Below are 22860 nucleotides of genomic sequence, written 5' to 3'. Positions count from 1 at the left end.
TTAAGATTTACTCACGAGAAATGATTAGGCTTGATCGTCATCAACTTCTTGTAAGGTTAACGTCACCTTAGCCCTGACAGGCGTGCCATCTTCTAGGAACATGGTTAAGCTATAGTCAATATCGGTAACAAAACATTTTAAATAACTTTTACTGCCCCACGCCAACACGTAGATAGGCGGACGTTGGACAGATTCAGACACAAAGTCTACAGCTTTTAAAATGGGGTCGAGTTTGGTGTAAACGCTTGTACCTGCTTCGTAGGTGTCAAACACAAGATTGCTCAGCGTCACAGTAGCGGGCTCTGGTCTCGCAAAGGAAATTTTGGGCATTCCCGATGCTGTCCGCGTGCCCTCGGCACGGTTGAGTTTAATCGATCGCTTCAGGTTAAGCTCTGTGGGGTTGAACTGAAAGGTAATCGATGTCGCACCTGAGTCTGTGGTCGTAAGCATAGCTTTTACAAGTTGACCCGTCATTGCATATCCTCCAAAACATATCCTCCCGATCTACGATCTAGTATAGGCAACTTTACCAAGGTAGTTGCCCGGAATATCCACTACCATGTCGCTCTCGCTCGATCGCCAAGCGTTGTCGTAGTAAAACATAAATTTCCTGCGCCAAAATTTCAAGGTTTGTTGAAATGTCCGCATCCTCATGGGCATTATCTCGATCTCCATAGCTCACCCCTACTTCAGAACTATCTGCAGACCTTTGGATAACAGGCGCTTGGACTTGTGAAGGTGGTGCGAGAGACGATCGCGTATTTGTCGTTTTGCGATCGCTAATTAACTCTTGAATGCTCGACCAAGCAGAAGTTGAGCTACCAGAATCGCTCTGTCGTTGCACGATCGGCAAAGAACTTACTGGCGCAGTACTTGCCAGTGAAACACTTGCCCGTGAAGCATCAATCGTGGAAGAACTGACGGGCGAACTTGACATGGCTCCAACTAAGTCAGCCAGACTCGACCAAGTATCAGGAACCGTTGAGGTCAGATCGGGCAAATTCAGTGCGCCATCACTGCGATCGTCGGAAGGGGAATTATCAGATTCTGGCGCGAGCATTCTTTGGATTGTGCTGGGCAGAGAGGAGATTTTGGATTCAGGCGAACTGGTTGATGGGTTAAATGACGATCGCTTATCCGCAGATCGCTGAATCGGTGGAGCTAAGTCAAAAGGATATTCTAAGGGTGCGTTGAATCTTGCCTGAAGAGCCGTTGGATCTGCTGTTTGCGACAGGATCCCGTTAGCGGTTTGACTGCCGATGGGACTGGGTGTGTTTCCAATGGTATCAGAGGTTTGTCCTAGCGGCGAACTTCGAGATATGGTATCAAGAACCGTAGGAAGTAGAGGGAAAGATGGAGTCGCGACTTCATCATTTTCAGGATTTGGAAATTCGCTCGAAAGACTCGAATGAGATTCACTAGACTCTGATTTGAGCTGTAAAGGTATTTCCAGATCGGAAGACTCAGGAGCTTTTACTGTTTGGCTTGTGGGCGTTTCGGACTGTTCGTTTGTACTTGCGATCGCTGGCGATCGGCTTGTAGATTGTTCAGAAGCATCTCTTTGTATAGTTGTTTGAACAGTTGGTTGTATATCTGGTTGCGGACTTGATTCGACAAGATTTTCTGTGCTAGCGTTCTCTGTGTTGATGTTCTCTGCATTAGGAATGCGATCGCTCGACTCTACCTTTCTTTGCAAGAGTGATGAAGAATCTTCAAGAATGGATGCGTTGTCCGACTGTGTGGATTTTATACCACTTACTTCGGCTTCTCTTTGTAGTGTCGGCAAAACGATAGGTTCGGCAGTTGAGCTAAACCTGTCAGTTTTTAGATTGGAAAGTGCTGGAATACTTGACGATGGCGATTCAACTGGCTGACTTGAACTCTCTCGTTGAATGCTTACGCGATCGGCTTGACTAGACTCCACTTGTGCCTGAGTCGATGGGATCGAATTAGGAGTTGTTGTATCTAAAAATTCATTGCGAACGGAGTCACTGATTTCAAGACTTGGTGACTGAGAATCAGCGATCGCCTTTGCCGCAGGCGTTCTTTGAATGTCTATACCCTGTGCAAGATCGCGATCGCCAACAATTTCACGAGTCAAAGATTCGCTAGAATCAACACTAGATTTAATATTAGATTCATCCTGTCTTTGAATCGCTGTAGGTACATCAGACGATTCACCTTGTCGTTGTATCGACGGCTCGGGAATACTTAAGTCTAAGGACTGAGTTCCAAGCGAATCGTTGGTTGCAAGACTTGGTGATCTGGGGATTTCCGTTACCAGATCTAAGGTCTGTCTTTGAATTCCAGCATCTTCAGTGTTACCAGCCGCGTTCGTGGTAATTTCAATATCCTCAATGACCGACAAACTCGATTCAGCTTGCTTTTGAATCACTGGAGGCACATCAGTGATTCCAAGTGTAGGCTCATGAGATGGAATAGTTGTTTGATTGGCTAGCTGAGAAGCATTGATTGGCAGTTCTGAAGCTTTTCTTTGAATACTAATATTCTCAGGATCCCGTCCTTGAGTAGTAGGCTCGCTAGATTCAAGGGGTTCAAGATTTATCGGCTGAGAAATATTCGACTGAGGCGGAGTAGGCGAAGTTAAACTCTTTCTTTGAATATCAAGATTTTCAGTGTTACTAGGAATTTCAGGCTCATTAGTATTGGGTTGAGTTAACTCAACCTGTCTTTGAATTGAAATAGGTTCAGCAGTCCTAGAATTCACAACCCGATCGCTACGGAGGTCATTAGAAGTAAGGCTTGACGACGGAGGAATATCCATTATTCGATTGGAAGTCTGCCATTGAATGCCTTCACCTTCAGAATCGCTAGCAATTTCAATACCCTCAATAGTCGGGAGACTAGTTTCAGATTGGGTTTGAATCCCTAGAGGTGCATCAGACAAAGACTCTTGATTAAGCGCTTCAACTACAGGACTGGGCGTCTGAGTGATATTCGTCGGCTGTGCCGAGATCTTTCTTTGAATGCTGATATTTTCAGAATCGCTACCGAATTCTTGAGTAAAAGGTTCGCTAGATTGAGTAGCCGCCAGATTTGTCGCCGCAGAAATATTTGATGCAATATTCGATTGAGGAGGCAGATTTGGTGGAGTTAAACTCTTTCTTTGAATATCAATGTTTTCAAAGCCGTTGGGAACTGCAGATTCATTAGGGATAGATTCATTGGATCCAATCTGCCTTTGAATAGACCTAGGCTCGGGAGTAAGAGAATCAATCGACTGGCGATCGCGCAAGTCATTCGCCGTAGAACTTAGTTGTGAATCCACTATAGGAGCTGAAGCCTGCCTGTGGATATCCACAGCTTCAGTATCACTAGTGATTGCAAAGCTTTCTGGAATCGATAAACTCGACTCAGCTTGTTTTTGAATTAATGGAGGTGCATTAGGGATAATTGAATCTGAATGCTCAATAAGGACAGAATCACTGAGGGCAAGATTAGGCAACTGAGAAGTATTCGACTGATTTAACTGAGATGGAGTGGGCTGAGGTGATTCTTTTCTTTGAATGTTAAAATCTTCAATATTTGCTGGGATTTCAGTTTCACGAACAATGTTTTCATTAGCAATCTTCATGCGTTCAGGAACCGACACACTAGGTTCAGCTTGTTTCTGAATTGCTGGTGTTACATCAGAGATGTCAGGGACGGGAACTGAAGACTCATTGCTTGGAGTTTCATTGACTGCAAGACTGGGTGTCTGGGCAATATTCGTTGACTGCTCTGATATTTTCCTTTGGATACTAACACTCTCAGCAGTATTCCCAGTGATATTTTCGATGTCGCGATCGCTACTGAATTCTTGAGGAGAAAGTTGGCTAGATTCAATAGTCGTTAGATTTATCGGCTGAGAAATACTAGACTGCGGTCGAGCGGATTGAGCTAAATTCTTCCTTTGAATATCAATGGTTCCAGTGTCTCTAGAAATTCCAGTATCAGCAGCGAATTCAGCCTGTCTTTGGATTGATGTGGGTTCAGGAGTACTAGAATCCACGAACTGATTGCTAAGTGAGTCATTAGTCAGTGGACTAGGTGATTGAGAAATATCCACTACTAGCTCTGAAGCCTGCCCTTGGATACCTGTATCTTCAGATTCAGAAATTCTAACAATTTCAATACCTTCTGTAGTAGGCAAACTAGTAGGATTAGCTTGAGTTTGAATTGCTGGAGATATATCAGAGGTACTAGGAGCAATACTAGGATCTGAGGGCTGATTACTAGAAGCTTCCGCAGCTATAGGACTTGGTGTTTGAGAAGTATTTGCTGGCTGAGGCGAAGTTTTTCTTTGAACGCTGATATTCTGTGGGGTGCGATCGACGCTAGTTCTAGATGCAGATTCACTAGATATAGATTCACTAGATTCAAGGGCTGCTGGATTTGTCGGCTGAGCAATATTTGGTTGAGAGCGAGATGGCTGAGTTAAGCTCTTCTTTTGAATATCAATACTTTCAGAGACACTAACAGTTGCAGGTTCATTAACCGTAGATTCATTTAATTCAATCTGTCTTTGAATTGAGGTGGGTTCGGGAGTACTTGAATCCATAGACAGATTAGAGCGCGAATCATTTTGAGCGGAATTAGATTCACGGGATTCAACTTGCCGTTGAATTGGCATAGGTTCAAGAGAAGTGGAATCTAATGACTGACTGGGAAGTGAGTCATTGAAAAGATTCTGCGTCTGAGCAATGTTCGTGCCCTCATCGATCGCAAAACTTTGTGACTGAGGAATATTCGTACTCTCTATCGCAGCCTTCCTTTGAACGCTTATCGTCTCGGTATCACTGATTATTCCTTGAGCAACGGGATCGCTAGATTCAATTGCTGTGGGACTCATCGGTTGAGAAATACTCGACTGAGGCTGAGATGACGGAACTAAGCCCTTCCTTTGAATATCAATATTTTCAATATTCCTAACAGCTTCAGTTTCATCAGCAGTAGATTCTTTCGATCCAACTTGTCTTTGGATTGAAGTAGGAATTGACGTGGTTTCAGGAGGTCTAGAATCCACAACTTGATTGAAGCGTGAGTCGTTTTCAATAGCATTAGATTCACTGAATTCAATTTGCCGTTGAATTGACGTAGGCTCAGAAGCCATAGAATCTATACCCTGATTGCTATATGGCTCATTCGCTGAAGGACTCGATAACTGAGAAACATCTACTTCCTGCCTCTGAATACCAACACTTTCAGAAATAGGAGCAATTAACTCAACACTTTCAGTAGCAGATACATTAGGGTCAGCTTGTTTTTGGATTATGGGAGGCGCATCAGAAATATTAGAAGATGAAGATTCTATAACTTCAGTGGAAGATACATTAGGGTCAGCTTGTTTTTGGATTATGGGAGGCGCATCAGAAATATTAGAAGATGAAGATTCACGACTAGATATCTCATTAACTGTGGGGCTTGGGGGCTGAGCGACATTCGTTGGTTGAGATGGAGCTTTTCTTTGAATCCCTAAATCTTCTGATTTTCTAGAAATCCCAATCTCATTTTGCTTTTGAATCGGCGCGAGCAAATTAGAGGCAGGTGTGTTTGAGGACGCCTGACGAGAAGAGTCGTTGGCTGAACTGTTTGATGGTTGAAAAGCAGTAAGCTGAGTTGGCTGACTTGAAGCTTTTCTTTGAATTCCTAAACTTTCCGTTTTGCTAACAATTTCAGCTTTATTCGAGATGATAGGTTCACTAGAATCACTCGTAGCACCTTGTCGCTGCACTTGACTGGGCAAGGAATTCGCAGATGGATTGTCTACTGTTGTTTGCGGATTAATGGGCGTTGCTTTCTGTTCGGATAGATTAGCGTCATTCGTAGCAGGCGTGGTGGGTGTAGTGGAAACTCTTGGAATGGGTGTGGAGCTAGATGTACTCGAACTACTAGTTTTTCTCTGTAAAGGAGCAGTTGTGTCTTGTTGAGATGCCTGAGGCTGCGGTGATTGAGACTCTTGCGATTGAGGTTGTGGTGATTGAAATAGAGATGTCAATCCATCCCAAACTGTCTTTGCGATCGCTGCACCCAAGCTAGGCGTCGATTTAGTCTCAGATTGCTTTTGTATGGGCATTTGAGCGTTAGAAGCAGGCTGGGCAGGAATTTGATTCGTAGCGATCGCATCCGTATTCCCCAAATTGCTAAGCGGTTCTGACACCAAGGGATCTGAATTTGTCGCAGGTTTCGCTTGAATGGGTGTCTCCGATCCTGCTTGAACAGGTGGAACTAAATCAGATGTAGTCTTTTGAACTGTAACTGGATTGATATCTTGGCTAATAATGCGATCGCGACTAGGTTGAATAGAAGCTATAGTATTTGAAATCTTAGGTGTTGGGGCAGAGTTAAAGCTTGGCTCGGCAGTAGATTGAGAGGTTTGAGCGGCAGGATTACTAGTGGCTTCAGACTGGCGTTGGAGTGTTGTAGGACGATCGCTCACAGGTGGAGAAGAAATATCCTTAATGTTTGGGATAGATGAGCTAGGGGAAGTCACTAGAGGGCTAGCTAGATTAGTTCCTAAATCAGTTTGTGGTGTTAAGGCGGGAGATGAAGTTGTTGCTTCAGAGATCGTTTCAGGAATCTCTTCAGACTTTCTCTGAATTGGCGGTATTGATGTCGGAGCATCCTGAGAAATTGATGTAGACTCAGTCTGGACAACATCAGTCGTGTCAGGTTTAAGCTGCAATGAGGAAAGGGGACTAGATTCAGATATATTTTTCGATATATTCTTCGGTATATTTGTAGTCCCACTTGCTTCCGTTTGTGGCGGAGTAGGAACTGAAGCCGAAGATGTGGGAGGTGCTTCAACTTTCCGTTGAATCTTAGCAGTAGGACTAGGAGTTTGACTGGGTGGTGTATAGATCGCTTTCGGTAAAGGCTCAGAGGATGTGACAACATTTATCTCAGAGGGAATTGCAGACAGATCGCTAAATTGCGGTGCGATATTCTGTGAATCTGAGATGGACGGAGCTGAATCTGTAGGACTGGAATTCGTGCTAACCTCTGCTTGTCGCTGAATTGGTGTTGAAGGCTCAGAAATATCTTGAGAAGAAGCTTCTGGGGTGAAAACCGTTGAGTCTACTGATTGAGAACTGGGGCTTGTAGTTTGTGGATTTGTGACTGGAGAATTCGTGGTTGGAGGATTTACTTGTGAGGATGAGGGTATAGAAGTAGTCTTGGATTCAGTGGAGCTAAGACTATCTGGCTTTTTTTGTAATGGTGTTATTGATGGAGTTGTTGAGGGTGCTGATGGCAATGAATCAGTGGATTTAACTGGTACATTACTTGGTGTAGGATCATTGGGAGATCGATCGATGGGTGCATCTTGCGATCGCTGCACAAGACCTTCATTCTGAGATATAGTAGACGAAATTGATGCATCACTAGAAAGAGGTTGAGTTTGTACCGCATCTGGGACAGCAGCCTTCATTTGTACGGATGTTGCCGACGATGAATCAGGGGTAGTTGAACTATCTACCTCACTTGTTTTTTTTTGGGTGGAATCTCTGTTTGAGCTAAGGGCTTTATTCTCTCTCATGATCTGCATGAGTTCAGGCGTGACGCCCGATGTTGAAGTGGTAGAAGACTCGGCTTTGGCTTGGATAGAGACTTCCGCTGCGTTAACGTTCTTGCCGATTTCTGATTGTGGAGAGGTTGATAATTGGGGGCTACCTATGTTACTGGGGGGATTTACAGCAGGCTCTCTATTTGAACTTAGCGCTCTATTCTCTCTCATGATCTGCATGAGTTCTGGTGTGATGCCTGATGATGAAGTGGTAGAAGATTCAGCTTTGACTTGGATAGGAACTTCCGCCGCGTTAATACTCTCGCTGGTTTTAGGTTGCTGAGTAGTGGATGATTGGGGACTATCCATAGACTCTCTATTTGAACTGAGCGCTCTATTCTCTCTCATGATCTGCATGAGTTCAGGCGTGATGCCCGATGATGAAGTGGTAGAAGATTCAGCTTTGGCTTGGATAGAAACTTCCGCCGCGTTAACACTCCCGCTGATTTTAGGTTGCTGAGTAGTAGATGATTGGGGTAAATCATCCAAATTACTGGGATTCTCTGTAGCAGAACTTCTTTGTGAACTGAGTGCTTTGTTCGCTCTCATGATCTGCATGAGTTCTGGTGTGATACCCGATGAAGAGGTAGCAGATGGCTCGGCTTTGGCTTGGATGGTTGGCTGTGCATCATCAATCGCATCTCTCTGGATCGTTTCTGTGGCTGGCGTCACAACTGGATTAGATACTGATGATTTAGGCTGGGGAGAAACAGCAGGTGGATCGGCAATGGGAGCTTCTCGGAACGAAGTATTTACAAGATCGAAGTCCTGTGCCAGTTGCAGGTTATTGGGATTTGCGATCGGTATCGCACCCAACGGATAAATAAACTTCGGCTGAATCCATTGGGTATGCAGGCCCAGAGGTCGAGCAGGCATCAGAGGTCGCTGGATGCCAAGTGGTGACATGGCACCTAGCCTAGCTTTGGGTAGATCCTCAGAGGGCAGATCGTTAGAGGGTTGATCGGTTGATTCTGACATAGGAAGCTGCGATCGCGCGGGGTATGAACTTTAATGTGAGGACTACGAACTGGGGAATGCGCCGCTTGTGGCATTACGGGTCACGACCGTAGCAGCCCCACCTCCAGTAGCTGCAACTGTTAGACCTTCACAGGCAATGGTAATTTCTTCCATAGCCACTTGGGTACTGTCTGCGGTGAGCGTAGGTGCTTTCCATCCTACGGCGACAGCCCCAATCAACGTCCAGCATTGCTTGGTTTCACCTGCTTGGTTAAACACCAAAATCCGAATATTGCGTCGTCTATTTGTGGTTGCCGTTACCCAATTCCAGAAGCTCAGATCGTCGGTGACTCCACGTTTTAGCGTAATATCGTTAATTGTTCTGCCGCCTAAAAGAATTCGCTGTTGATCGTTGACGCCGCCTTCAGAAATCTTTTTCGCTTCGATGGTTACTCCCAACCCAGAACATTCATTAAAGCAAGCCACAATTGATGCGTCTGGCATCATCTCTACATAAAAGCGATTAGCAGTAACATAGGCTGCTGCTCTTGGAAAACTACTAGAATTTGTCATAGCCTACCCCGATAAGTTGTGCTGCGTTCTTTTTGGTTGCGAATCTCGTCAGTCAGCAATTGATAAACCCGATCGCTTAGTTGTAACTTTGACATCGGATCTTTCAAAATGGTAGCAATTAATTTTGAGATTAGGGCTTTATTCTCGTCATTAATCAGATCGCTGCCCCCTAATGTATGCCTATAGGATGCCACTGGTCTAGCGATCGCGCCGATAGGCGGCAAAAAGACCTGTTTCTCTTGAGATGAGTTCGTTGTGTCTATCTTTATGTCATCGCGATCGCTTGGCATAGGTTAAATTTTTTAATTTCTTAGAGTTTAGCTTTCGATCGCGACGACTGCAATTACGGTTGTTGCGACAAAATACCTATTTTTTATTAGTTTATGGGTGACAAGCCCACAGACAATCTTAAGACTGCATAAAAGTTACGAGTTGACGAGACCTATGACTGCTCCCCGCTGTCGGTGTAGTCGCAAAAGATGTTTAGCCCAACCTTGATGATGTAAAGCGCGATGACGGTGGCGATCGCGGGGTCAATTGGCAAACCAGCTACGCCGACGAGGGAGACGATCAGCCCTGTAAGCAAGGGCGTACTACCGGGATTTTTAGAATATTCTTTGACCTTGCCGCGAAAGCCTTCATCACCGCAGAGTTCTTGCCGCAGGACTTTGAGCGTAGATTGCCACAGAGATTTTTTGGGTTCGCCATAGGTTTCTCTAGGATTTTTGGCTTCGATCAAGCGATCGAAACATTCGTCGAGGTTGCCGTTGGCGGCGGAAAGGTATTCCCAAACCTCTTGGGCTGGGGCATAGTCGTGTAAAAGTTGCTGTGCCGTTTCGATTTCGGTGGGTGTAAGTTGTAGAGTCATGATTCCATTCATCCATTATTCGTTTAACTGTAGGGGCAAAGCATTCCCGCCGCAATAGACAAATTCTGCGATCGCCTCAATATGGGAATGCTTTGCCCTAAACCTCGCAACGTAGCGACAATTTATCAATGGGAGTGGAGAGCATCACACGCAGATCCCCGACTTTTTGCGCGATTTCCATCATCAATCTTTGGTTGCAAAGAAAAAGTCGGGGATCTTAAACGCCTTGCAATGCAGGGACAATTTGTCAATTGGAATCAAGAGAAGAGGGTTTAGCATTTGCGGAGCGAAATGTCTGTTGTGTTTTTTGGGATGGTGACGCAAATGCTAAACCCCTACGGGTCAATGTTTTGCGTTGTATCGGATTGTGCGAACAACTGTCGCACGTCATCTATGCTGACACCAAGAATCTTTGAGGTCGCGGCGAGGAGGTCATCGCTTTGGGTGGATTGATAGATTTGTGCAAGCCTTGGAATTGAAAAGGTTTCAATACTATACTTATCTCTAAATTCTAGATAGATTTCCAGTGCAATGAGATAATTTTGCTTAGCTTCTTCTATTTCTCCTGTATCTAAGGCAACAATTCCCAAATTGTGATAGGTGCTTGCCTGAGAATAGCGATCGCTAAATTCCACCTTAATTTCCAGAGCTTTGAGGTAGTTCTGTTTCGCCTCTTCCCATTGCCGCAACCCATGGGCAACCATACCCAAATTGTTATAGGTGCCTGCCTGTAAATAGCGATCGCTAAATTCCACGTAAATATCCAGCGCATTGAGATAGTTCTGTTTTGCCTCTTCCCATTGCCGTAACTCTTGGGCTACTCTGCCCAACTGGTGATAGGTATTTGCCTGAGAATAGCGATCGCTAAATTCCACCTTAATTTCCAACGCATTGAGGTAGTACTGTTTCGCCTCATCCCATTGTTGCAACTCTAGGGCAACTCCACCCAACTGGTGATAGGTATTTGCCTGAGAATAGCGATCACCTATTTCCAGCGCATTGAGGTAGTACTGTTTCGCCTCATCCCATTGCCGTAACCCATGGGCAGCAATACCTAACTGGTGATAGATTGTTGCTTTATATTGACTTCTTCGTTTTTCGCCTAGAGTTTGAATAGATTCTAAGACTTTTAACTCTTTCTCAGAAATCAGCTTTGATTGCTCGTATTGATTTGTCCGTAGATATGTATTAGATAGGCTTTCAAGAACGAGCATTACCTCTTCTCCTAACTCACCTTCAATAAGTTTAGATGGATATTTTTCCATAGTTTGATTTACTTGTTCTGCTATCTTCAACCAACCTTCGGAATTATTGATAACTTCAAAATATTTGTCGAGGCAGAAGTAAATACTGATACTTTCTTGCTTGTCTAGCGAGATTCTCAGCGCAGTATAGAGATTTTCGTATTCTAGTCGGCAAATGAAAATGCCTAGCTGTCTCTCCTGCGAGTCTTTAGAACGCATCAAATTGCTAGAAAAACTTGCCAGATTGCGATAGTGAATTTTAAAACCTTCGCGCATGGCTTCGCGAGTTGTAGCTTCTACTTCATTCAATCGCACCTGCAAAAAATAGGGAAAGACAGGCTGAATCGTTAAGAAGCGTTCATCTTCAGCCATCATTGGCGAAAGTAAGCCCCAATTTATCGCTTCCTGAAGTGCGCCCTCAAAATTCGCAAAATCATAATCTTGAAAGGCTTCCAACTTCTGTAATTCCGCCGCATAGTTGGGAAGTGCATCACGCCAGATAAATCCACTAAAAGGCGCGAGGCAAAGCAGTAGTTTTTGGGCAGACTCTGAGAGATTGCTATGGGAATATTCCACGCATTTGAGAATACTCGAAGTCTTATCCCCACCATCCTTATCGCTGCCTTTATCCAGATCGATATCCGCCGCTTGCAACGCTGCTAAAATCTGTTTCGGTGTTTGTCGCTTCAGATTTGCCAGCACCACCTCCATCGCCAAGGGATATCCCGCCAGCACCTTCATTAAACGTTTAAAATCCTCATCTGCCCGTACTGGTTCGATCAGTTCTGGGGCGACATGCTGCTCTAAAATCCGATCCGCCAAGAGCGTTCTCGCTTCCAGATCTAGACCCTGTAAGCCGTAGATATTGCTCTTAAATACATCCTTCAGCCATTCCTCGCCACTGCGCGAACCTAGCACCACCTTGGTTTTACCGCCCACCAACTGCCGCAAAAAATTACGCAAATCGTTTTGCTGAGACTCATTCAGCGTATTCATAATCGCCAACTGTTGCCCCGTCACCGACTCCAGATTGTCCAGCATCAGCACGTAGTTCTCAGATTTCAGCTTTTGCACCAGTTTTTGCAACTGCGCCACCAAATTCATCGCCGCAAACTTGGCTTGTTCAAACCTGTCATAGACCTGCTTGCCGATCGCAAAAATAATTTGCTCCAGCGTCCATGCCTTCTCGTCATAGCCGAAATAAAACGCATCCTTGGCAAAATCTGTCGCGACCCACCACTGATGCAAATATTTGAGCAGCGTCGTCTTACCCGTGCCACCCATACCCCGTAACAGCAGTGCGTTCCACTTCAGCAACGCCTTCTCGATTTTGAGAATTTCTAGATCTCGCCCCACAAAGCCATAGTTGGGTGGCTCAAACCGATAGAGACTGCCCAGCCGCTCGTAATATTGCTCCTCCTCCGCAGGGGTAAATTCGCATAAATTCAGATCGACAGCATTACTGGCATAGACCACGGGCAACAGCCAATCTTCTAAGGTAATAGCCGTATTAAAATATCCCCGTCGCTGCCTATCGTGAAACAGTTCTTGCCGCCCCATGCGCACGGCGCGATAGAAATCCCGATTGGCAAACAACTCCTCATAGAGCCGCCGCATTAACAACTTCGCCGCCACCGTTGTCACCGAATAGCCCATCGCCACCACTGCCTGCATTCCCGCCGCCATCAACTGACTGCCCAGACTGGTTTCGTTAGCATAATCTAACTGCTTTGCCGACTGACAAGCATTGAGAATGCAGACAGGAATCTGCTTCCCCGTCAGCAAGCCCGCCAAATCCGCCGCCTCCACGGGCACAGCCTGTCCCTTTTTATCGCCATCAAAAAATAAAAACGCCTTACTCCCCGCATATTCCCCCAGATCGCCCAAGCCATAGCCGCGCTGATAGAGATAGCGATTGCGCTTCAGACCCATTTTGTAATCGGCGTAGGTCAGCAATGCCCCATGTCCGTCAAAATGCAGAATGTGATAGTAACCCGCACCGCGCTCTGTCAAACGCTCCACCAAAGCTTTGTACGTGGCGGGACGCAAAATCTCCACATTCACCCGCAATTGTGCCGAATCAACCAGTTCCACCAACGTGCGCGAAATCGTGCGATAGCCAACATCATCCTCTTCGTCGGGACGCGCCACGACTAGCAACACGTTCACCACGGGCGAGGGTTTCACCTGTGCGGGCATGGCTGTGGGGCGCGTATATTTCCGCACGAGCGCACAGTCCACCGCAAACGGACGCGGCAACTCAGGATCGCAGAGTGACTCCCAGTGCCAAGCCTGAAACTCTGGTGATGCACCAATAATCTCAATTTGCAAATTCATCAGATTAGACAGCAGGCGATCGTAGGCATTGTAGGCTTTGCGATCGCGAAACACCTGCTCAAATAAACTCACGCCATACTCGCGCACGCTCTCCGCCGCCGACTGCGCCCTGACCGCATCCACCAAGGGCATCCGCAGCCATTCCTCAAAATACCAACCCAGATTGGCTTCTTTCTGAGGCTCCGCCGCAAAGGGTGCGAGAATCGCGATCGCGCCGCCATAATCCTGCCCGTCAATACTCAGGGTTACAGTAAAGCCATCCTCAATTTGCTCTTTTTCCCGAATCTGAATGACAGACATAGCACCACTACAATATTTCTACTTTCAGTTTAACCGACCGACGGATCTGACATGGAACGCCCTAAAAAATGTCAGTTCGGGATAAGAAAACCTGAAACGCCATATGCATCCGACGGATCCCCCCCAGCCAGTCTGCCTGCTTTGTTCCGAAATCCTTAACCTGAATTTACCTTAAACCCTCTCCCCTAAACCCCTCTAACTCCCCTTCTCCTTGCAGGAGAAGGGGCTGGGGGAAGAGGTCAAGCATCGAAAATAGTTCAGCCTTTAAGAAGGATGAGATTTCAAAAGATCGGGGGTAAGATAACAATATTCTCATGAGGAAAATAATATGGCAGAGAGACTCAAACGATGGGAATCTCCTCGCAGCCAAGGTCGTAATGACAAGGGCAGAGGTGGCTCCGCCAGAGTGCGTCAACTCAGGAAACAAACCCAGATGCTACGGAAAAAGCTCAAGGAAAATAACAGTTCTTGAGCTAGATCGCGTTAATTCGAGATCGGAAAACCTGAAACGCTATACACCCCAATTCCCCTGCTCGATCGAGCAGGGGATCGAAACATTAAATCAAAGTTTGTCAGGACATCTAAAGCTATGGCGATCGCAAACCTAGTTTCTAAAATTGATAAAGTTAAAGTCTACAGCGATGGCTCGACCATCACGCGCATTGCGGCTTTCCCTGAGATTTCTTGGGCTGAACGCGATCGCTCTACCGTGGAATTTGCGGAAGTAGAGATTGCAGGCTTGCCATTAGCCCTAGATGACAGTAGCCTGCGCCTACGAGTGGAATCATTGTCGGATGCCGCAATTCCCCTACTAGTAACCGATGTTCGCATTGGCTTAACCGCTCCACCACCGCCTGAAGAGCAAATGGCATCCCTCGAAGATGAGATTAAGGCAGCACAGATTGAAGTCGATCGCTTAGAGCATAACCTACTTGCCCTGATCGAGAATGAAATCTCAATTTTGCAAGGTTTAGCCTTACCCGATCGCCCCGAAGGAGAGCCGGGCAAAGCCCCACCCTCTTCGCCCACGGGAGCGCGGTTAGTTTTAGAAAGTTTTAAGAACGAACAACTACGGTTGCGCGTGCAGGAAAAACGCGAGGTAAAAGCAAAACTCTATGACGCCCAAGAGCACCTCCGCGAACTCGAACAGCAACAAGCTCTTGCCTCTAGCGCTAGAACCGTCAAGGCACACGAACTGCGAAAAACCGCGATCGCCAAATTAGCCTGCCGCGATCGCACCGCTCTGCTATCCCTCGACTGGGCTTCCTGCCAGCTTGTTTTGGAATATTTCATTCCCGGAGCGCGGTGGGTTCCAACCTATATCTGCCGTTTGGATAGTGCCACCAATACCGCATCGATCGCCGTGCGCGCCCTAATTTGTCAGCGTACCCATGAAGATTGGACTGGCGTGCATTTAGAGCTATCGACCGCCATACCCACCACATGGTGCGAGCTTCCCGAACTCCCATCTTTACGCCTAGGAAGAGCGCAACCTGAGCCTCGTAAACTCGGGTGGCGCAGCGTTCCCGCTGGTGCGGAAGTATTATTTGAAGACTACGAACGTCAAAAGAAAGAAGCTTCGATCGCGATCGCTCGTGGATCTACCTACGAAGCATTGGAACTCCCAAAATTCACAAAACTAAGCGAGATCGAAAAATCTCAGATCCCAAGTGGACTTCCTCATATTCCTGACCTCCCAAAGAGCCTTCAAAACAGACACTCATTTGCGGCGGGGGCTGGAATTTCATCACCATCTGATGACTTTTCTGATATGGAGGTGATGACAGCTTCATTTTCATCCCCTTCACCACAACCAGCATCTACACTTTTATCTCGGGTTAGTATGGCTGCACCCCAAAAGGCTAAAGCTCTTACTTCTCAGGAAGTGTATTCTCCTGAACCCGAAGGCGATCGCAGTTTAGTGGAAGCGATCGATTACGCTTGGATGCGCTTGGGTTCGCCCGACGAGCCGCAGCAACGAGGCAAGCTAACTATAGGAAGTCAAGTAACAACTTATCTCGAAATTCTCAGGCGATTGCCTGTGACGCTTTACTTTAACGTCATGAAGACCGTGCAAGAGGCTAACCAACTTGCCATATCCTGCCGATCGCTGAGTTTACCTGCCAAGAGTGCGAATGTCAGACAAGAGGCACATTCCTTTGACTACACCTATGTGGGGCAAGGACGTGTAGACATTCCCTCAGACGGACAATTCCATTCCGTGGCTTTAACCAGCCAAACTGCCGATGTCGATGTGCGTTATGTCGTCGTTCCTCGCGAAGATACGAATGTGTTTCGGATCGCACAATTGCAGAATCCCTTGCAGGCTCCGTTGTTGCGCGGCGCAGCAGATGTTTACGTCGATGGCGAATATGTGCTCTTAACCCAGATTCCCACAATTCCACCTCGAGGAAAAATAGAACTCGGTCTGGGTGTCGAACAAGGCATCAAGGTAGCTCGGAATACCACCTTTGGAGAGGTGCGATCGGGTGAGACCTTGGTAGCCTTTAACGAATTGAGACATAGCATTCAGATTGCGATCTCCAACCGCCTCGATCGCGAGATTGCCATAGAAGTCCGCGATCGCATTCCTGTGCCTCAACCCGAGGCAAAAGTGGACGTGCAAATCACCCAAGTGTCGCCGCCTTGGCAGAAATACAGTCAAGAGGAACGGGGGCGAGTCCTTGAGGGAGGCTATCGCTGGCAAGTGCAGATCCCTGCCAATCGCGATCTGAATCTAGAAGCTAGCTATACGGCCAAAACCTTTATCGATAGCGAACTGGTGGGTGGCAACCGTCGCGAAGAATAAACTGTTTTCTTGATATTCGCAAAGAGATAATGATATGGCAATCGAGGATATTCAACTATTCACCTTAGACGCGCCCGTAACGACAGTTACCTTGTTAGAAGATCGAGCGCAGGTACAGCGAACAGGTAAGGCTACATTGTCAGAGGGGCTGTGGCGCATCACCGTCGATCGCGTTGCACCCATTCTATCTGACAAATCGTTACGGGCAGAATTTCGCGATCGCACCACCGCAGCGAGGGTGAACGATGTGCGGGTGCGGCGACGTTTGCGCAATCGTGAAGAGATTCAACAGGAAGTACTGGGGCAACTGTACGAAGAATGGCGATCGCATCGGATTCAGTTCAACGAATATAGCGAAGATGTGATGCAGTTAGAGGAACGCTTTGCTCAACTGAGCCATATTGTCTTTAAAGCCGTTCAAGAAATGCCGATAGATGCCGTGTGGGGACAGGTCGATCCGATGGCATGGCGATCGCAATTCCAAACCCTGTTTCAGCAAATCCGCGAGACGCGCATGGAACTATTTCAGACCCATCAGGCTCAAAAGCAGCTATGGCAAACCCTCGATCGCCTGCGCCGACGTCTGATCGAACAATCGCGTCCCGACACAATTTATACCGCCCAGTTCGAAGCCGACCTAACCATTCCACAGGCAGGTGAATACGAACTGAGCTTTGACTATGTTGTGCCCAATGCGCTCTGGCGCCCCTATCATCAAGCACATATGCAAATTGAAGAAAGGCAAATTGAAGAGAAACAAATTCAGGATGGGCAAACAGAAGGAAATCCAGTAGAAACCTCAATTCTAAACTTCCGTACCGATGGTTGTGTTTGGCAAAATACAGGCGAGGACTGGACAAATGTAGATTTAGTCTTTTCCACCGCGCGTTCCTCGCTAGGAACAGAGCCACCCTTACTCAGCGACGATATGCTCGCCGTGCAAGAAAAGCCCAAACGCATTGCCATCCAAATGCGCGATCGCGTCATTCAAAAAGCTGGGCTGGGAACGAGTGCTGCTAGTGATAATGCGATCGAACTGCCTGGGGTCGAGGATGGCGGTGAAGTTCGGACGTTGCGTCCTGCCAGTAAAGCCACTGTACCTTCCGACGGTCGCCCCTATCGCATCCCACTATTTGAGTTTAGTACGCCCACCCAAATCGAATATGTGCTGATGCCAGAAATTGCCTGTCAAGTCGTGCTAAAAAGCGAACAATCCAATAGTTCTAATTTCCCGATTTTAGCAGGGCCTGTGGACTTGGTGAAATCTACCGAATTTATCGGAAAAACCTCTGTGAACTTCATCGCATCCAAAGAGAAATTTGCCCTAGGCTGGGGGGTGGATGCCGCAATCAGAGTCCAACGGACGGAATCGCAAAAGCGCGAAGAGAACCACTTAACAAAATGGATGACTATCACTAAAAACATAACGCTCTATCTTTCTAATATTGGCGATCGCCCCAAAACCCTAGTGACCACTGAGCGCGTTCCCGTTTCTGAACTCGAACACATTCAAGTGGAGGTATTGTCGCCCTTGAGCACCGATGCCGTTCAGCCCGATGCCAATGGTTTCTGCACTTGGCAGTTACACCTACCTCCCTACTCGCAAAGATTGGCAGGATTGGCTTATACAATCTCAGCTTCCCCTGAAGTCCAAGGATTTTGAACTTCTCTATGCTCTATATAGAGCATAGAAGGGATTTCGGGCAAGTCCCCCAACTACAAGTCCCCAACTAGATGATGGGTGAAGCCCCCATTTGGGTTTTATTCCCCTCGCTCTGAGAGCTAGGGGCTAGGAGCTAAGGGTGAGGGGTGAGGGTTAAGAATCGACTTTCTCTAAAACAATTTTTACAGCATCAATCATGACATCAGGTCGATCGACCCAGACAAAATGCCCGCTTTTATCCGCTTGAAGATGGACGCAATTGGTTGATAGTTTTAGAAGTTCTAGATGCATTTTCTCTCGCAATCGATTCGCACTTTGCAACGGTATCAAAGCAGTCCAAAACGAAGGCTGAAAAAAAGAAGCGGATTGAATGCTGACGATAGGCATCGCCCCAAACTGATTTGCCCCACTGACCTGATCAGCGCTAGCATCTAGGTTTAACATCTCCTGACTCATGGTCACCCAGTGTTTCGGGCGACAAAAGGAACGTTTGATCGGATCGAGGGCATCCTTATGCAACTTTCGCAATTCAGGCTTGAGCCATTCAAAGACTTTGGCTGTTTTTAAGAGTCGAATTATCCCAAGTACTGAGCCAAGGATAGACATTATGAAACCAGCTACAAAGAAGAGTTTCAAAGCCTTCAATCGAAAAGGCATATTCAGCATTCCCACTTCATGCAGACCATCTGTGAGATAGTTTGCCAAGAGGTGACCTGCAATCTTCAAGTTTGCAAGCGATCGCTTGGTAAATTGTTGTTGCAGCAAATAGCAGAACTTGAGTAGTAATGGCTAGCATTGAGACACTTGAGATTTTCTATTTGGTTAAGGTAATCGCTCATACCCATTACTTAAGATACCTCCTAATTCATTGCATAGGATTTGCAGAACATTCCAAGGATGATTGAGTCAGGGTAGCAATGCCTATATTCGAGGAACAGAGATGGGTCTGAGAAGCCATGTAATGCAGAAATTTCCTCACCCTGTCGGGTGATTGCGCTCATGGGGACTATACATTGAAAAATATTGGCTTATGATTATAATTTGAGGTCAAATCAATCAACGATTGGCTGAGCAATTTATGGATTGAATTTGGTTTTGCGGTCAGAGTTGTAACATTAATATATCTATCTCATTTTGTTTTTATTAATTCAACGTCTTTCATTTGGGACAATTTAACGTAAACTTCTCTGGGGGGAAAGGTGGAACGGGAAAAATTAATCTTCGAAATTTCTAATCATATTTGTAACTCCCTCGATCTCCAAGAGATCTTATTTGCCTGCGTTCCTAAAGTACGGTCATTTTTGGCGTGCGATCGCGTTCTGGTATGCCAGTTTCAGCCAGATAGGAGTGGCATAGTTATTGCTGAATCTGTGCGCGATAACTTTCTTTCAGCTCTGGGAACCCACATCAAAGATTCATGCTTTCAGTCACAAACCACATCCCGCTTCAGTCCTGAGCCGATCGCGGTTAACAATATTTACACCACAGGCTACACCGCCTGTCATATTCAATTCCTAGAGCAGTATGGGGTTAAAGCAAGTATTGTCGCGCCCATTCACGGGTCAGGAAAATTATGGGGGCTGCTGATCGCACATCAATGTTCTGACGATCGAGACTGGCAGTCGGAAGATATAACCCTATTGCAACATATCTCGGTGCAGTTCGCGATCGCGATTCAAAAGTCTATCGCTTATCAACAGGTACAACAAGAACAGCAACAAGCCCAAACTCAAAGCCTAGAGCATGTGATAGTATTGTCTGAATGGTACAACCGACATGAAGTAGCAGAGAGAGCCAGCGGACAAATTCTCTATGAGTATCATTTCCCACGCGATTTCATCATTTGGGGCGCGAATACAGAGTTGATTTTGGGCTACCCACCCTCAGCGATGCCTCTCCATTTGGCGGGTTGGATAGATTTGATTCATTCGGAAGACCAAACATATTTTCGGCAAAAGATCGAACGATCCCATGCTGACAAAGCCTCCTTTTTTGTTCAGTATCGCGTGCGACATCAAGCAGGTCATTACATTTGGGTTGAAGATCGCAATCAATGGTTGCTAAACAGTCAAGGAGAGGAAATCGGGGTAATTGGCATGATCGCGAACATTAGCGATCGCAAACAAGCCGAAGCCGACCGACTCAGAGCAACCCAAGCCTTAGAGTATCTCAATGCTGAACTAGAACAGCGAATTGCGCTCCGTACGGTCGAATTGCAAGAGAGAGAAGCTCAGCTTCAGGATTTCTTTGATAATGCCAATGACTTGGTTCAGAGTGTTCTGTTAGCAGATGGACGATTTGAATATGTCAACAATGCTTGGCGAAAGGCACTGGGCTACTCTGCCCAAGAAGTTGAAAAACTGACAATTTTTGATGTTCTACACCCAAGTAGTCAGGAGCACTGTCGTGAAGCGATCGGCCAAATGCTTTTAGGCAAAATATGCACGATGGAGCGAGTGGAACTAATCTTTTTAACCAAGACGCAGCAAGAAATCATCGTAGAGGGTAGCATTAACTGTCGGATGGTTGGCGATCGCCCCGTGGCAACGCGCGCCATTTTTCGAGATATTACGGAGCGCAAAATAGCTGAGAAGCAGTTACAAGAGCGAGAAGCCCGCTACCGCGCCCTGATGGATGGGGCAAGTGATGCGATTATTTTGGCCGATCGACAGGGGAAGCTATTAGAGGCTAACCGTAAGGCAGAAAAGCTATTGGGTTATAGCTGTGCGGAACTTGTCTCTATGCACTTTACCCAACTACACTTGCCGCAAGAATTGCCTAAGATCGCCGCTGCATTTGAGAGTTTAGCAAACCAACAGACTTTTCAAGTGTCAGATGTTAATTTTCTCTGTAAAGATGGTCGCCTCGTTCCCATTGATATTACTGCCTCGGTGATTGAGATTCAGGGCGAGCCAATCATTCAGGGTATCTTTCACGATATTAGCGAGCGCAAACAATCAGAAAATACCCTACGCGAATCACAACAGTTCCTGCAAACCGTTCTTGATGTCTTTCCTCTGGCTGTGTTTTGGAAAGACCGCCAATCGGTCTATTTAGGCTGCAATCAACTCTTTAGCAGTACCACAGGGCTAACATCCCCCTTGGAAGTGATTGGCAAAACTGACTTTGATTTTTGCTACACTGAGGCTGAAGCTACCAGCTATCGTGCCGACGATCGCCAAGTGATGGAATCTGGTGTAGCGAAGCTCAGCATTGAAGAAACGATCACCTTACCTACAGGCGAACAGCGATGGCTAGAAACAAACAAAATTCCCCTACGAGACTTGGAGGGCAATGTCGTTGCCATAGTAGGAACTTTTCAAGATATTAGCGATCGCAAGCAAGCCAAGGAACAACTACAACGAACCAGCCAAGAACTCGCACGCGCCACCCGACTCAAAGATGAATTTCTCGCCAATATGAGTCACGAACTTCGCACCCCCCTCAATGCGATTTTGGGAATCACGGAAGGGCTACAGGATGAAGTGTTTGGATTTCTCAACGAGCAACAAAAACAGATCTTAGGAACGGTCGAACGCAGTGGCAACCACTTATTAGAACTCATTAACGACATCCTCGATCTAGCCAAAATAGAATCAGGCAAAGTCACCTTAGACTGCGCTGCGACCAATATCAAACATCTCTGTCAGTCCAGTTTGGTGTTTATCAAACAGCAGGCTATGCAAAAACAACTGAAGTTACAGGAGAGAATTGCCCCCGTTCTACCCGATTTGATCGTGGACGAGCGTCGCCTTCGCCAAGTGCTGATCAACTTACTCAACAATGCTGTTAAGTTCACCCCAGAGGGAGGCAGCATCACCCTAGAGGTCACCCTAGAAAATGGGGTAGATGGCACAGAAAATCACCTCCATTGGGTACGATTTGCCATCATCGATACGGGCATAGGCATAGGGGCTGAAGATCTCAAAAAACTATTCCAACCGTTCATTCAAGTGGATAGCGCCCTCAACCGCAAATATGAGGGTACGGGTTTGGGTCTATCTTTAGTTAAAGGAATTGTGGAATTGCATGGTGGTCAGGTACGTGTCACGAGCGAAGTAGGAAAGGGTAGTTGCTTTGCGATCGAACTTCCTTATACTGAGAGCATAGCCCAAATGCCCAAAGAATTGCCGCGCAAGGGGTATACACCTATCGCTCCATCTGGAAATGCTGGCGATATTGGAAAGACAGACTCACCTCCTCTGATTTTGATGGCAGAAGATAACGAAGCCAATATCATTACAGTTTCAGGCTATCTGCAAGCCAAGGGATATCGCGTGGTTCTCGCCAAGAATGGAGAGGAAGCGATCGCACTCGTACAATCGGAAAAACCTGACTTGGTACTGATGGATATTCAAATGCCGGGTATCGATGGACTAGAAGCGATCGCATGGATACGCAGCAATTATTCCAAGAAGTTACCAATCATCGCACTTACCGCATTAGCCATGGTGGGCGATCGTGAGAAATGCCTTGAAGTAGGCGCCAATGATTAGAGTTGTTGGGAAATAAAAACAAGTTGTGGACAGGGTTTTCCTCTTCCCT

General features: G+C 46.5%; 10 protein-coding genes and 1 pseudogene. 4 read left to right on the top strand and 7 right to left on the bottom strand.

Features of this window, described 5'->3' with window-relative positions:
* Positions 1-24: 24 nt before the first annotated feature.
* From V2H45_RS10955 to V2H45_RS10930, 6 genes are all read right to left on the bottom strand, one after another.
* A complete protein-coding gene (locus V2H45_RS10955) occupies positions 25-474 on the bottom strand; it encodes a CIS tube protein (protein ID WP_330483684.1) in 450 nt (149 codons plus the stop codon).
* 52 nt (positions 475-526) lie between these two features.
* Positions 527-8542, bottom strand: coding sequence for a hypothetical protein (locus tag V2H45_RS10950; RefSeq protein ID WP_330483683.1), 8016 nt, complete (start codon positions 8540-8542; stop codon positions 527-529).
* A gap of 42 nt (positions 8543-8584) precedes the next feature.
* Positions 8585-9094, bottom strand: coding sequence for a phage tail protein (locus V2H45_RS10945; protein ID WP_330483682.1), 510 nt, complete (start codon positions 9092-9094; stop codon positions 8585-8587).
* The gene (locus tag V2H45_RS10940; protein ID WP_330483681.1) at positions 9091-9384 is read right to left on the bottom strand and encodes a hypothetical protein; all 294 of its coding nucleotides are present in this window, start codon (positions 9382-9384) and stop codon (positions 9091-9093) included. The genes V2H45_RS10945 and V2H45_RS10940 overlap by 4 nt, the downstream gene beginning before the upstream one ends.
* A gap of 152 nt (positions 9385-9536) precedes the next feature.
* Positions 9537-9962, bottom strand: a complete 426-nt coding sequence (locus V2H45_RS10935) for a hypothetical protein (RefSeq protein WP_330483680.1) — start codon at positions 9960-9962, stop codon at positions 9537-9539.
* Positions 9963-10297: 335 nt separating this feature from the next.
* Complete coding sequence (locus V2H45_RS10930; protein WP_330483679.1) at positions 10298-13843, bottom strand: tetratricopeptide repeat protein; 3546 nt, start codon at positions 13841-13843, stop codon at positions 10298-10300.
* A gap of 328 nt (positions 13844-14171) precedes the next feature.
* Between V2H45_RS10930 and V2H45_RS10925 the strand changes: the two genes are divergently transcribed.
* The 3 genes from V2H45_RS10925 (at position 14172) to V2H45_RS10915 (ending at position 18315) form a co-directional block, all read left to right on the top strand.
* Entirely contained in the window at positions 14172-14315 is a 144-nt protein-coding gene (locus V2H45_RS10925; protein ID WP_330483678.1) for a hypothetical protein, read from the top strand.
* 117 nt (positions 14316-14432) lie between these two features.
* Positions 14433-16652 (top strand): DUF4139 domain-containing protein, encoded by a 2220-nt coding sequence (locus V2H45_RS10920; RefSeq protein ID WP_330483677.1) that lies wholly within the window; start codon positions 14433-14435, stop codon positions 16650-16652.
* Positions 16653-16686: 34 nt separating this feature from the next.
* Positions 16687-18315, top strand: coding sequence for a mucoidy inhibitor MuiA family protein (locus V2H45_RS10915; RefSeq protein ID WP_330483676.1), 1629 nt, complete (start codon positions 16687-16689; stop codon positions 18313-18315).
* 153 nt (positions 18316-18468) lie between these two features.
* Here V2H45_RS10915 and V2H45_RS10910 read toward each other — a convergent pair.
* A pseudogene (locus V2H45_RS10910) lies at positions 18469-19011 on the bottom strand (alpha/beta hydrolase); the annotation flags it as partial.
* Between the two features lie 503 nt (positions 19012-19514).
* Between V2H45_RS10910 and V2H45_RS10905 the strand changes: the two are divergent.
* Positions 19515-22811 carry a PAS domain S-box protein gene (locus V2H45_RS10905; protein ID WP_330483674.1) on the top strand — a complete coding sequence of 1099 codons (3297 nt, stop codon included), beginning with the start codon at positions 19515-19517 and terminating at the stop codon, positions 22809-22811.
* Positions 22812-22860 lie beyond the last annotated feature (49 nt).

It is taken from the genome of Tumidithrix elongata BACA0141, assembly GCF_036349135.1.
GTDB lineage: Bacteria > Cyanobacteriota > Cyanobacteriia > Pseudanabaenales > Pseudanabaenaceae > Tumidithrix > Tumidithrix elongata.
Note: the sequence above shows the minus strand (reverse complement) of the source record. Positions and strands in the feature narration are given on the sequence as shown.

Bases quoted from the DNA above. Each gene is read 5' to 3' on its own strand.
- V2H45_RS10935 (WP_330483680.1), bottom strand. From the start codon at position 9,962: ATGACTCTACAACTTACACCCACCGAAATCGAAACGGCACAGCAACTT.
- V2H45_RS10955 (WP_330483684.1), bottom strand. From the start codon at position 474: ATGACGGGTCAACTTGTAAAAGCTATGCTTACGACCACAGACTCAGGT.
- V2H45_RS10945 (WP_330483682.1), bottom strand. From the start codon at position 9,094: ATGACAAATTCTAGTAGTTTTCCAAGAGCAGCAGCCTATGTTACTGCT.
- V2H45_RS10940 (WP_330483681.1), bottom strand. From the start codon at position 9,384: ATGCCAAGCGATCGCGATGACATAAAGATAGACACAACGAACTCATCT.
- V2H45_RS10915 (WP_330483676.1), top strand. From the start codon at position 16,687: ATGGCAATCGAGGATATTCAACTATTCACCTTAGACGCGCCCGTAACG.
- V2H45_RS10930 (WP_330483679.1), bottom strand. From the start codon at position 13,843: ATGTCTGTCATTCAGATTCGGGAAAAAGAGCAAATTGAGGATGGCTTT.
- V2H45_RS10950 (WP_330483683.1), bottom strand. From the start codon at position 8,542: ATGTCAGAATCAACCGATCAACCCTCTAACGATCTGCCCTCTGAGGAT.
- V2H45_RS10925 (WP_330483678.1), top strand. From the start codon at position 14,172: ATGGCAGAGAGACTCAAACGATGGGAATCTCCTCGCAGCCAAGGTCGT.
- V2H45_RS10920 (WP_330483677.1), top strand. From the start codon at position 14,433: ATGGCGATCGCAAACCTAGTTTCTAAAATTGATAAAGTTAAAGTCTAC.